At 61.7% G+C, this 12,755-nt stretch carries 10 protein-coding genes; 7 read left to right on the forward strand and 3 right to left on the reverse strand.

All coding sequences use genetic code 11. The features are described 5' to 3' along the window. Positions 1–319 precede the first annotated feature (319 nt). Entirely contained in the window at positions 320–784 is a 465-nt protein-coding gene (locus tag J5278_RS05230) for an Hsp20 family protein (RefSeq protein WP_142830570.1), read from the forward strand. A 78-nt stretch (positions 785–862) separates the two neighbouring features. Here the strand turns inward: J5278_RS05230 and J5278_RS05235 are convergent, their stop codons facing one another. Next, positions 863–1,897: a bile acid:sodium symporter family protein gene (locus J5278_RS05235; RefSeq protein WP_209184891.1), complete on the reverse strand. Its 1,035-nt coding sequence runs from the start codon at positions 1,895–1,897 to the stop codon at positions 863–865. A 95-nt stretch (positions 1,898–1,992) separates the two neighbouring features. Here J5278_RS05235 and J5278_RS05240 point away from each other — a divergent pair, with 95 nt between their 5' ends. Then, positions 1,993–2,850: a LysR substrate-binding domain-containing protein gene (locus J5278_RS05240; protein ID WP_209184890.1), complete on the forward strand. Its 858-nt coding sequence runs from the start codon at positions 1,993–1,995 to the stop codon at positions 2,848–2,850. Positions 2,851–2,866: 16 nt separating this feature from the next. Here J5278_RS05240 and J5278_RS05245 read toward each other — a convergent pair whose 3' ends face one another. Together J5278_RS05245 and J5278_RS05250 are read right to left on the reverse strand one after the other, a co-directional pair. After that, the gene (locus J5278_RS05245) at positions 2,867–3,574 is read right to left on the reverse strand and encodes a DJ-1/PfpI family protein (RefSeq protein ID WP_209184889.1); all 708 of its coding nucleotides are present in this window, start codon (positions 3,572–3,574) and stop codon (positions 2,867–2,869) included. A 24-nt stretch (positions 3,575–3,598) separates the two neighbouring features. Next, positions 3,599–4,645, reverse strand: coding sequence for a low specificity L-threonine aldolase (locus tag J5278_RS05250; protein WP_209184888.1), 1,047 nt, complete (start codon positions 4,643–4,645; stop codon positions 3,599–3,601). A 522-nt stretch (positions 4,646–5,167) separates the two neighbouring features. On the opposite strand from J5278_RS05250, the gene gltB reads away from it, so the two are divergent. The 5 genes from gltB to J5278_RS05275 all read left to right on the forward strand — a co-directional run bounded on the left by gltB (position 5,168) and on the right by J5278_RS05275 (position 12,750). Continuing rightward, positions 5,168–9,892 carry a glutamate synthase large subunit gene (gene gltB / locus J5278_RS05255; RefSeq protein ID WP_374108260.1) on the forward strand — a complete coding sequence of 1,575 codons (4,725 nt, stop codon included), beginning with the start codon at positions 5,168–5,170 and terminating at the stop codon, positions 9,890–9,892. Positions 9,893–9,950: 58 nt separating this feature from the next. Beyond that, positions 9,951–10,223 carry an antitoxin gene (locus tag J5278_RS05260; RefSeq protein WP_209184887.1) on the forward strand — a complete coding sequence of 91 codons (273 nt, stop codon included), beginning with the start codon at positions 9,951–9,953 and terminating at the stop codon, positions 10,221–10,223. 8 nt (positions 10,224–10,231) lie between these two features. Then, a complete protein-coding gene (locus J5278_RS05265; RefSeq protein ID WP_209184886.1) occupies positions 10,232–10,618 on the forward strand; it encodes a type II toxin-antitoxin system VapC family toxin in 387 nt (128 codons plus the stop codon). A gap of 32 nt (positions 10,619–10,650) precedes the next feature. After that, positions 10,651–12,105, forward strand: a complete 1,455-nt coding sequence (locus J5278_RS05270) for a glutamate synthase subunit beta (RefSeq protein WP_142830580.1) — start codon at positions 10,651–10,653, stop codon at positions 12,103–12,105. Between the two features lie 72 nt (positions 12,106–12,177). Beyond that, positions 12,178–12,750, forward strand: a complete 573-nt coding sequence (locus J5278_RS05275; RefSeq protein WP_209184885.1) for a nucleoside 2-deoxyribosyltransferase — start codon at positions 12,178–12,180, stop codon at positions 12,748–12,750. Positions 12,751–12,755: the final 5 nt, after the last annotated feature.

A 12,755-nucleotide genomic window follows, 5' to 3' on the forward strand; every position in this document is an offset into this window, starting at 1 on the left:
AAAAGGCCGGCCTGACGGGAATCGAGATGGCCGCAGGCCGGCCGAGCTGACTGAAGACGAAGGGACGATACACTCCAGTCACGGACAGTCATCCGATGTGTGAGTTGTATCAGCGCGGCGCTGAACCCCAGCCGAACCGGCTGTTCATCGGCGGTTCACGGAAAATTATCGCGGGGCGTTGCGGGCTCTTGAAGTCGCCAAAGGCCATTCCCATCTCCTTTTCACGGACGCCGAGAGGGTCTGTAAAACCGTCCCAAGGCTGCCAGAACGGGGCCCCCGGGGCATATGAACCGCAATCGTCGCTCACAGGAGGACACCAATGCGTCACGTTGATTTTTCCCCACTCTATCGCTCTACCGTCGGTTTCGACCGCCTGTTCACCATGCTCGACACCTTGTCGCAGCCCGATCAGGCACAAACCTACCCGCCCTACAACATCGAGCGCACCGGCGAGGCAACTTACCGCATCACCATGGCGGTGGCCGGCTTCGACGAAACCGAGCTCAGCCTTGAGGCGCATGCCCATGTGCTGACCGTCAAGGGCGAGAAGAGCGATGATGCTGCCGAGGGTAGCGAATATCTCTACCGCGGTATCGCCAAGCGCGCCTTCGAGCGCCGCTTCCAGCTTGCCGACCATGTCGAGGTCCAGGCGGCTTCGCTGAAGAACGGCCTGCTGCATATCGATCTTCTGCGCAACATCCCGGAAGCGATGAAGCCGCGTAAGATCGCCATCGCCGCAGAACCCGTCGATGCACCGAAGTCGATCGAGGCACACGTCAACTAAACGAGTTCACATCCACACAACAAAGGCGGCGTCCGGGTGGGCGCCGCCTTTTCTGTGTTTTGTCGCCGCTTGATCGGATCAGGCTGGTGTCGTTGCGTCGGCAGTGTCCTGCAGGCGCCGCGCCTCTTCTTCCTTGCGTGCGGTAGCGCGGCTAGCGGCATCGGCATATTTCTGGGCGATCACGGCGCAGGCCATGAGCTGGATCTGGTGGAATAGCATCAGTGGCAGGACGATGGCGCCGATCGGCGAGCCAGCGAAGATGACGCTGGCCATCGGCACGCCGCTGGCCAAACTCTTCTTCGAGCCGCAGAAGGTGATGGTGATCTCGTCGGCGCGCGAGAAGCCGAGTGCCCGGCTGCCGAACATGGTGATGCAGATAACCACCGCGAGGAGCAGCATGTCCGCAATGATGACGGTGATGATGTCGCCGAGTGAAAACGTGTGCCACAGGCCTTCGATGACAGCGGCGCTGAAGGCGGAGTAGACGACCATCAGGATCGAGCCACGGTCGACCGGCATGAGGATTTTCTTCTTGGCGCGGATCCAGTTGCCGATCCATGGCTGCAGGATCTGACCGACGACGAAGGGCGCCAGCAGTTGTAGGGCGATCTGCTCCAGCACGGTCCAGGAGAAGCCGCCGCCGCCGTGGCCACCGACTGTAAACAGCAGTCCGACCAGCAGCGGTGTCAGGAACATTCCGAAGATATTGGAAGCGGAGGCGGCGCAGATGGCGGCCGGCACATTACCGCCGGCAATCGAGGTGAAGGCGATCGACGACTGCACTGTCGATGGCAGCACGGTGAGGAAGAGGATGCCTATGTAAAGCGTCTGCGGCAGGATGGTCGGTACCAGAAAGCCCATCAGCAGGCCCAGAACCGGGAAGATGACGAAGCTGGTGAGCAGGATGGCCAAGTGCAGCCGCCAGTGCAGGGCGCCGGCAATCACCACGTCGCGCGACAGGCGGGCTCCGTGCAGGAAGAACAGCAGGGCGATGGCGATATCGGTGGCAATGCTGAAATAGCCGGCAGCTGCGCCATGGACGGGAAACACGGATGCCGTCAGCACGGTCAACACGAGCAGCATGGTAAAGGTGTCTGGCAAAAAGCGGCGCATCGGGCCCTTCCTAGCAATTATATGTCGGGCAAGCATTGCCTTATTGCGATATGCGATGCAAGGAATAACAGTTATCGTAAATCGGGATGATCGCAATGCTGGATCTGGTGCAGTTGCAGAGTTTCGTTACCGTCGGGCAGATGGGCAGCTTTACGCTTGCCGCCGAGCGGCTGGGGCTCGGGCAATCGACGGTCAGCCAGCACATCCAGCGGCTCGAGATGTCGGTCGGGCGAAAGCTCCTTGCCCGCGATACCCACCGCGTCGTGCTGACCGGGGATGGGGAAGCGCTGATCGGCCATGCCCGCACCTTGCTGTCGATAGAGGGCGAGATGCGCTCGCTGTTTGCCGATAACAGCCTGCGGGGCAGCCTGCGGCTCGGCGTGTCTGAAGATTTTGTCACAAGCCAGTTGCCTGATGTGCTGGAGGAGTTCGTCCGACTGCACCCGTCCGTCGATCTGGAACTGACGGTGGCGCTCAGCGGCGCGCTCTACGAAATGCAGGACAACGGGGCGCTGGATCTGGTGCTTGCCAAGCGCCGCCTTGGCGACACGCGCGGGACGCTGGTCTACCGCGAGCCGCTAATCTGGCTGGCACGCGACCCTGAACGCATCAGGGCGTCCAGCGCGCCGCTGCCGCTGATCGCCTTTCCGGCCCCGAGCGTCACCCGGGCCGTGGCGCTGGAGGCGCTGCGTCGCCAGCAGATACCGTGGCGAATCGTCTGCACCTGCGGCAGCCTCAGCGGCCTGACGGCGGCGGCCCGGGCCGGCATGGGCGTCCTCGTCCAGCCGCGCAGCATGGCACCATCCGGCCTCACGGAAATCACGCCGGGCTGGTTGCCCGTGCTGGAGGATGTCGAATTCGTGCTCGTCCCCCGCAAGGGCGCCGACCAGATGCTGGTCAAGGCACTATCCGACGACATCCTCTCCAAGGTTCGGAATTTGCGGGGTGGGTAGAGGGCGGTAGCCATGTTCAGGAGGCGAGTTTTGATTTTGCCAGCGCGCCAGCGGCCTGCATTGTTGCCTGTCGTCTTCGTTCGATGAACTCCGCGTTCCTGGCCTTCACAGCAGATACTACCTCTGGCGGCGCGGAGCGCGGAGAGCCGGACTGAAAGGGCGGCTCAGGATCGTACTCCATCTGCAACTGGATTTCCTGCGCGACGACAGGGCCAAAGAGCTCGGCCACGACCTCGAGTGCAAAGTCTATGCCCGACGTCACGCCTGCGCCCGTGATGCGGTTGCGATCGCGGACGACGCGGGCGGCGACTGGCTCGGCGCCAAGCAGAGCAAGTTGGTCCAGCGACGACCAGTGAGACGTTGCGCGGTAACCTTCAAGCAGTCCCGCCGCCGCAAGCACCAGCGAGCCGGTGCAGACCGAGGTTACCAACCGACATGCGGGTGCAATTCGACGCAGGAACTGCAGGGTTGCCTCATCGTCCATCAATTCGATCTGCCCGGGACCGCCGGGAACACAGATGACATCGAGCTGTTGGCAGTCGTCGAACGTCTCCGACGGCATGATCTTCATGCCGCGTGCGGCGGAAACAGGATCAAGCGTCTTCCAGAGGTAGACGACCTCGGCGCCTGGCATGAAGCCAAACACCTCGGCGGGTCCGGTCAGGTCCAACTGAGTGAGATTTGGGAAGAGCACCAGCCCGATCCGGATCTTCTCATCACGCATGGTGCCTTCCCCTGTAGTTTCCAATCAGCCGAGGCATGCGAGGAAATCGGCGACGTCGGCGTCGCTGGTGGCGAAGCTGGTGACGAGGCGGATCAGGCCTTCGTCGGGGCCGACGAGGTGTTTGGCACTGTCGGAGATCGGCCAGTCGTAGAACTGGGCGCCCTTGTCCCGCGCGTTGTCGATGGCGGTTTTCTTGACGACGGCGAAGATCTCGTTCGAAGTGGTCGACCAGGCGAGCTTTGCGCTGTCGGTATGCTCGATGCCGGCTCGCATCCTGTCCGCCATGGCATTGGCGTGGCGGGCAAGGTCGAGCCAGAGGTCGTCCTGCAGGTAGGCCTCGAACTGTGCGGCGATGAAGCGGGATTTTGAGAACAGCTGGGCGGTGCGCTTGCGCAGGAAGGCAAAGTCCTTGGCGAGATCGGGGTCGAAGAAGACGATCGCCTCGGCGCACCAGCATCCGTTCTTGGTGCCGCCGAAGGAGAGTACGTCGACGCCGCGCTTCCAGGTCATTTCGGCCGGTGAGCAGCCGAGCGATACCAGGGCATTGGCAAAACGGGCGCCGTCCATGTGCAGTGGCAGGCCATTTTTCTTGGCGATCTTCGAAATGGTATCGATCTCGTCGAGGCTGTAGATGGTGCCGACCTCGGTCGCCTGGGTCATGGTCACGGCAGCGGCGCGGCCGTGGTGGATGGCGTCCTGCGGGTACCGGCCAATGCGCTCCACCAGGTTATCCGGCAGCATCTTGCCCTCGGGGCCATCGACGCCGACCATGCGCATGCCCGAGAAAAAATCGGGGGCGCCGCATTCGTCTTCGATCACATGGGCTTCCGTGTGGCAGAACGTCAGGCCGCCGGGACGGGCGATGCTGGCCAGCGACAGCGAGTTTGCGGCCGTGCCCGTGGCAACGAAGAAGACCGCGACCTCGCGCTCGAATACCTCGTTGAAACGGGTTTCGATCGCCTTGTCGAGTTTACTGGTGCCATAGGCAGCGGCAAAACGGGTCGATTCCTTCGAGAGGCGTTCGTTGATGGAGGGGTGGGCGCCGGCCCAGTTATCGGAAGCAAAGAACATGTGAGATCTACCGCGTATTGAAGGGAGGGGATGCAAGGGTGTCGTCGCAGAGTAGGGGATTGGCTGAGGGGATCAATTGCGGCGCCACATCGCACGGTGGATCTGGCGCACTACGCAATCAAGGCAATAATTCTTACCTTTAAAGGAAATTATCTTTCGCGAAATTCGAAGCTGCGGCAATCTTACGTCGATATTTTCGTTTTCAGCTCTTGCTAACCTTTCCGCTTTCTGGCATAGAACTGATGAATTAGGACAGTGCTGCTGTCCTATTTTGGTCTTTGACGCCGCACCCCGCCAAAAATCCTAGCGGAGCTGGGATTTCACGTTATAGTTTTTGCGATGCCCGTCCTTCCAGATGGCGCATCCGAAACTGTGACTGGTGGGAAAGCCGATCTATCGCCCCCAACGCGATGTCTGCGGCCGGATCTTTAAACATGCAACAGCGCTGTCGCGTGTCGCCCCTATACTGGGCGCGCGGGACGAAGGGACGCCCGCGGCGCGGGGTTTGCAGGAGGAAAGACGATGACGAACGTAACGCCATCCACGACATTGAGCCTGGCCGCAGCCGTCGAGACGGATGCATCGGTCAAGGCGCGCCATTCCATGTCCGCTCTTCCGCGCAAACAGGGCCTCTACGATCCCCGTAACGAACACGATGCCTGCGGTGTCGGCTTCGTCGCCCATATGAAGGGGCAGAAGTCGCACCAGATCGTCCAGGACGGCCTGTTCATCCTCGAGAACTTGACTCATCGCGGTGCCGTCGGCGCCGATCCGCTGATGGGCGACGGTGCGGGCATTCTCGTGCAGATACCCGATCGCTTCTTCCGCGAGGAAATGGCACTGCAGGGCGTCACTCTGCCTGCCATCGGCGATTATGGCGTCGGTCACTTCTTCCTGCCGCAGGACGAGATGCTGATCGCCCATTTCAAGAAGACCGTCGAGGATGTCATCGCCGAGGAAGGCCAGGTGCTGCTCGGTTTCCGCGATGTGCCGGTCGACAACTCTTCGCTGTCGAAGGCCGAGCATATTGCCGCCACGGAACCGCACCATGTGCAGGTGTTCATCGGCATCGGCCGCGATGCAGCCAGCCATGACGAGTTCGAGCGCCGGCTGTTCACGCTCCGCAAGGTCATCTCCAACCGTATCTATGCCGAATATGACGGCGAGGAGAGCGGCTTCTATCCTGTGTCGCTGTCGTCGAAGACTATCGTCTACAAGGGCATGTTCCTCGCCTATCAGGTCGGTGCCTATTACAAGGACCTGACAGATCCGCGTTTCGAATCGGCTGTTGCCCTCGTACACCAGCGTTTCTCGACCAACACGTTTCCGTCGTGGAAGCTCGCCCATCCCTATCGCATGGTCGCCCATAACGGCGAGATCAACACTCTGCGCTCCAACGTCAACTGGATGGCCGCCCGCCAGGCGTCCGTGTCGTCGCCGCTGTTCGGCGAGGACATCTCCAAGCTGTGGCCGATCTCCTATGAGGGCCAGTCCGATACGGCCTGCTTCGACAACGCGCTCGAGTTCCTCGTTCGCGGCGGCTATTCCATGGCCCATGCCGTGATGATGCTGATCCCGGAGGCCTGGGCCGGCAACCAGTCGATGGCGCCGGATCGCAAGGCATTCTACGAATATCATGCCGCCCTGATGGAGCCATGGGACGGCCCCGCTGCGGTTGCCTTCACCGATGGCACGCAGATCGGCGCGACGCTCGACCGCAACGGCCTTCGTCCGGCACGCTATCTCGTCACCAACGACGACCGTGTCATCATGGCGTCGGAGGCCGGCGTGCTGCCGGTGCCGGAAGAAAACATCATCCAGAAGTGGCGCCTGCAGCCGGGCAAGATGCTGCTGATCGACATGGACAAGGGTCGCATCGTCTCCGACGACGAAGTGAAGTCGGAGCTTGCGACCAAGCACCCCTATCGCAAGTGGCTGGATCGCACCCAGCTGATCCTCGAGGAGTTGAACACGGTAGAACCCCGTGCGCTGCGCCGCGACGTTTCGCTGCTCGATCGCCAGCAGGCGTTCGGCTACACGCTGGAAGACACCAAGATCCTGATGTCGCCGATGGCAACAACGGGCCAGGAAGCAATCGGCTCGATGGGCACGGACACGCCTATCTCGGCGATGTCGTCGAAGTCGAAGCTGCTTTACACCTATTTCAAGCAGAACTTCGCCCAGGTCACCAACCCGCCGATCGATCCGATCCGCGAAGAGCTGGTGATGAGCCTCGTCTCCTTCATCGGGCCGCGTCCGAATTTGCTGGATCACGAGGGTGCTGCCAAGGCGAAGCGGCTGGAAGTTCGCCAGCCGATCCTCACCAATGGCGATCTCGAGAAGATCCGCTCTATCGGGCATACGGAAGACCGTTTCGACACCAAGACTCTCGACTTCACCTATGACGTCGAGCGCGGCGCCGGCGGTATGGAGGAGATGCTCGAGCGTCTATGCGAACGGGCCGAAGCTGCGGTCAAGGGCGGCTACAACATCATCGTGCTCTCCGACCGGCAGATGGGCCCGGACCGCATCGCTATCCCGGCGCTGCTGGCAACGGCGGCCGTCCACCATCATCTGATCCGCAAGGGTCTGCGCACCTCGGTTGGTCTCGTCGTCGAAACCGGCGAGCCGCGCGAGATCCATCACTTCTGCCTGCTCGCCGGCTACGGCGCCGAGGCGATCAACCCCTATCTCGCTTTCGACACACTGCTCGACATGCATGCCAAGGGCGAGTTCCCGAAGGAAGTCGACGCCAGCGAAATCGTCACCCGCTTCATCAAGGCTGTCGGCAAGGGCATCCTAAAGGTCATGTCGAAGATGGGTATCTCAACCTACCAGTCCTATTGCGGCGGGCAGATCTTCGATGCCATCGGCCTGCAGCAGGAACTGGTGGATAAGTACTTCTTCGGCACCGCCACTATGATCGAGGGCGTCGGCCTCGATGCCATCGCCGAGGAAACCGTTTCCCGCCACCGCGCAGCCTTCGGCAAGGATCCGATCCTCGCCACGACGCTGGATATCGGCGGCGAGTATGCTTACCGGATGCGCGGCGAAGCGCATGCCTGGTCGCCGGATGCGATTGCCTCGCTGCAGCACGCTGTGCGCGGCAATGCGCAGGATCGCTACCGCGAGTTTGCGGAAATGGTCAACCAGTCCGACCTTAGGATGAACACCATCCGTGGCCTGTTCACCATCAAGGGTGCCGAAGCGCTCGGCCGCGAGCCGATCTCTATCGACGAGGTCGAGCCGGCCATCGATATCGTCAAGCGTTTCTCGACCGGTGCCATGTCGTTCGGCTCGATTTCGCGCGAGGCGCATACGACGCTTGCCATCGCCATGAACCGGATCGGCGGAAAGTCGAACACCGGCGAAGGCGGCGAAGAGTCCGATCGCTACTTCCCGCTGCGTGACGGTTCACCGAACCCGGAACGCTCGGCCATCAAGCAGATCGCCTCCGGCCGCTTCGGCGTCACGGCGGAGTATCTGGTCAATGCCGACATGCTGCAGATCAAGGTAGCGCAGGGCGCCAAGCCCGGCGAGGGCGGCCAGTTGCCCGGCCACAAGGTTGATGCAACGGTTGCCAAGACCCGGCACTCCACCCCCGGCGTCGGCCTGATCTCGCCGCCGCCGCACCATGATATCTATTCGATCGAAGATCTGGCGCAGTTGATCTACGACCTGAAGAACGTCAACCCGGAAGCCGATGTTTCGGTCAAGCTGGTCTCGGAAGTCGGCGTCGGCACGGTTGCCGCCGGTGTTGCCAAGGCGCGCGCCGACCACATCACCATCTCCGGCTTCGACGGCGGCACCGGTGCGTCGCCGCTGACCTCGCTGAAGCATGCGGGTTCGCCATGGGAAATCGGCCTTGCCGAAACCCAGCAGACGCTGGTGCTGAACGGCCTGCGTTCGCGCATCGCCCTGCAGGTCGATGGCGGGCTGAAGACCGGCCGCGATGTCATCGTCGGTGCGTTGCTCGGGGCCGACGAGTTCGGCTTTGCCACCGCGCCGTTGATTGCCGCCGGCTGCATCATGATGCGCAAGTGCCATCTCAACACCTGTCCGGTGGGCGTCGCCACGCAGGACCCGGTTCTGCGCAAGCGCTTCAAGGGTGCGCCGGAGCATGTCATCAACTACTTCTTCTTCGTGGCCGAAGAAGTGCGTGAAATCCTCGCCTCGCTTGGCGTCTCCAAGCTCGACGAGATCATCGGCGCTTCGGAGTTGCTCGAGAAGAACCAGATGCTGGCGCACTGGAAGGCCGAGGGTCTCGATTTCTCGCGCATCTTCCACAAGGTCGACGCGCCGAAGGAGGACACCTACTGGACAGCCCGGCAGAAGCACCCGATCGACGATATCCTCGACCGCAAGCTGATCGAGCAGGCCATGCCGGCGCTGACGTCGAAGACGCCTGTCGCCTTCGAAGTCGGCATCAAGAACGTCGACCGCTCGGCCGGCGCGATGCTGTCCGGTGAAGTTGCCAAGCGCTATCGCCACAAGGGGCTCAAGGACGACACGATCAGCGTCACGCTGCGCGGCACGGCCGGCCAGTCCTTCGGCGCGTTCCTCGCGCATGGCGTGACCTTCAACCTCATCGGTGACGGCAACGACTATGTCGGCAAGGGGCTGTCGGGCGGTCGCATCATCATCCGTCCGCCGGAAAACTCGCAGATCATCGCCGAGGAATCGATCATCGTCGGCAACACGGTGCTTTACGGCGCCACCGAAGGCGAGTGCTACTTCCGCGGCATCGCCGGCGAACGCTTTGCCGTGCGTAACTCAGGCGCGATTGCCGTCGTCGAAGGCGTCGGCGACCACGGCTGCGAGTACATGACCGGCGGCGTCGTCGTCGTGCTTGGCGAAACCGGCCGCAACTTTGCTGCCGGCATGTCGGGCGGTGTCGCCTACGTGCTCGACCAGACCGGCGATTTCGCCAAGCGCTGCAACATGGCGATGGTCGAGCTCGAGCCGGTGCCGGAAGAAGACGACATGCTGGAGAAGCTGCACCATCACGGTGGCGACCTCATGCATAAGGGCCGCGTCGACGTCTCCGGCGATATGACCCGCCACGACGAGGAGCGGCTCTATCAGCTGATCTCCAACCACCTGCACTACACCGGCTCCACCCGCGCCAAGCTGATCCTCGACAACTGGACGGAATATCGTCCGAAGTTCCGCAAGGTGATGCCGGTCGAATATCGCCGGGCGCTGGAGGAGATGGAGCGCAGCCGGATGGGCGTCGCGGCGGAGTGATTTACCGAACTTCATCGCCGTGATATGCTGTTGGCATATGGCGGCGATGGAGGTTGACATGAACGAACGTGTAAATGAGCCAGACGAGGGCGTTGGCGTCACGGTCAGCATCTTCAAGAACGGCCGCAGTCGCGCTGTGCGCATACCGAAGGAATTTGAGTTCGAGGGAGATCGAGCGATATTAGTCCGCCAGCCGGACGGTTCCATCCTGATGAGGACGGCGGTTACGGCTGGGCTGATCAACTATCTGCAGCAAGCTGAGGCATGGGATGGCGAGGACTTCCTCATCGGCCACGACGATGAGGGACCGCTGCGAGAGGTGGATCTTTGACAAGCTTCATGCTCGATACGAACATCGTTTCGGCGATGGTACGTGATCCCCGGGGGAAGGTGCTGGAAAAGATGATCGAGGTGGGCGAGGAGAACGTGCTCATCAGTATCATCAGCTACGGTGAGATCTGTTACGGCGTACAAAAAAGCGGTTCTGAACTGCTGTCAAAAACGGTCTTTGCGATCACGCGGCGGCTCTATGTCGCGTCACTGAGCATGCCGTGCGACAAGCGCTATGCTGAGGTGAGACTGGCCTTGCGACAAGGAAAAAACATCGGGCATAACGATCTTTGGATCGCGGCCCACGCCCTGGCGCTAGATGCGGTGCTGGTGACGAACAACGAAAGAGAATTTTCCCGCGTTCCGGGATTAAAGGTTGAAAACTGGCTGCTCTGAACGCAGTCATGAGGGCAAGGGAAGACTAGGGTATGGGTAAGGTTACAGGATTTATGGAAATTGACCGGCAGGTTGGCAAGTACCAGCCGGCGTCCGATCGTATTCGTCATTTCCGCGAATTCACAATCCCGATGTCGGATCCCGAGGTCCAGAAACAGGCCGCCCGGTGCATGGACTGTGGCATCCCCTATTGCCACGGCCCGACCGGTTGCCCGGTGCACAACCAGATCCCCGACTGGAACGACCTCGTCTATAACAACAACTGGGAAGAGGCGATCCGCAACCTGCATTCGACCAACAACTTCCCGGAGTTCACCGGCCGCGTCTGCCCCGCGCCTTGCGAGGAAGCCTGCACGCTCAATCTGGAAGATGCGCCGGTCGCCATCAAGACGGTCGAACAGGCGATTGCCGACAAAGCCTATGAGCTCGGCTTCATCCGGCCGCAGCCGGCCACGGTCCATACCGGCAAGAAGGTCGCGATCATCGGATCGGGCCCGGCTGGCCTTGCTGCCGCCCAGCAGCTGGGTCGTGCTGGCCATGACGTCCATGTCTATGAGCGGGAATCCAAGGCCGGCGGCCTGCTGCGCTACGGCATTCCGGACTTCAAGATGGAGAAGAACTTCATCGACCGCCGCGTCGAGCAGATGACCGGCGAAGGTGTGACCTTCCACTACGGGGCCAATGTCGGCGTCGACCTGCCGGTCGAGCAGTTGCTCGCCGAGCATGATGCCGTGCTCTATTGTGGTGGCTCTGAAACGCCGCGCGAAAGCGGCGTGCCCGGCACGGAATTGTTCGGCGTCCACGATGCCATGCCGTATCTGGTGCAGCAGAACCGCCGCATCGGCCGCGAAAACATCGACAGCGTCGGCTGGCCATCCGATCCGATCCTTGCCGGCGGCAAGCATGTCGTCGTCGTCGGTGGCGGCGATACAGCATCGGATTGCGTCGGCACGGCCTTTCGCCAGGGCGCGGTCCGCGTTACCCAACTCGACATCCGCCCGCAGCCGCCGGAAAAGGAAGACAAGCTCGCCGTCTGGCCGTTCTGGGCTACCAAAATGCGTACGTCATCTTCGCAGGCAGAGGGTGCGGTTCGCGAGTTCCAGGTGGCGACACTGGAATTCATCGGCGAGGACGGTGTTCTCACCGGCGTCAAGTGCTGCGAAGTCGATGACAAGCGTAAGCCGATCGCCGGAACTGAATTCGTGATCCGCGCCGATCTCGCCTTTATCGCCATCGGTTTCCGGGGTCCGTTCGCGGACGGAGTGCTGAAGGAGATGGAAGGCAAGATGACGGTCAACACCGACCGTCGCGGATCGACCAACGTCGTTGCCAACGATAAGGACTACCGGACCTCGGTCGACAAGCTCTGGACGGCCGGCGACGTGCGCCGCGGCCAGTCGCTGGTCGTCTGGGCCATCCGCGAAGGCCGCCAGGCGGCACGCGCCATCGACGAGGCGCTGATGGGAAGCACGGTGCTTCCGGCCTGATACATCGCCTCCCTGGCAGCCCGGTTCGCCGGGCTGTTTTTCTTTTGTCAGCCCTTTAGCGGAAACCCGGCCATGGCTTTGAAACTCTACCTTGCGGGGCCGGAGGTTTTCCTTCCCAACGCCCGCGAAATCCTCGATGCCAAGGCGGAGATGACCCGCACGTACGGTTTCGAACCGATCTGCCCCGGCGATATCTCGATCGAGCCGGCGCCGACCCGCCATGAATTCGGCCTGAAGATCAGCGCTGTCGACGAGGACATGATGAACCGTGCGGATGGTGTGATTGCCAACCTGACGCCGTTTCGCGGCATTGCCGCCGATGTCGGCACGGCCTTCGAACTCGGCTACATGTGTGCGCAGGGAAAGCTGGTTGCCGCCTATACAAATATGACCGCCAACCACTTTGCCAGAACCAGCGATTACTATGGCGGTGCCGTCAGCGAAGGGGCCGATGGACGCAAGCGCGGCCCGGACGGGATGTCTCTGGAGGATTTCGAGATGATCGAAAACCTGATGCTGCATGGTGGCATCGAGCGTCGCGGGGGACACATTGCCGTGCATGCAGCCGATGCTGGCCGGCTCTACTCGGACCTCACAGCCTTCGAGGCGTGTCTCGTGGCGCTGGCCGGACGCTCCAAAACGTAAACTTC

This window comes from Rhizobium sp. B21/90 (genome assembly GCF_019355815.1).
Classification (GTDB): Bacteria; Pseudomonadota; Alphaproteobacteria; order Rhizobiales; family Rhizobiaceae; genus Rhizobium; species Rhizobium rhododendri.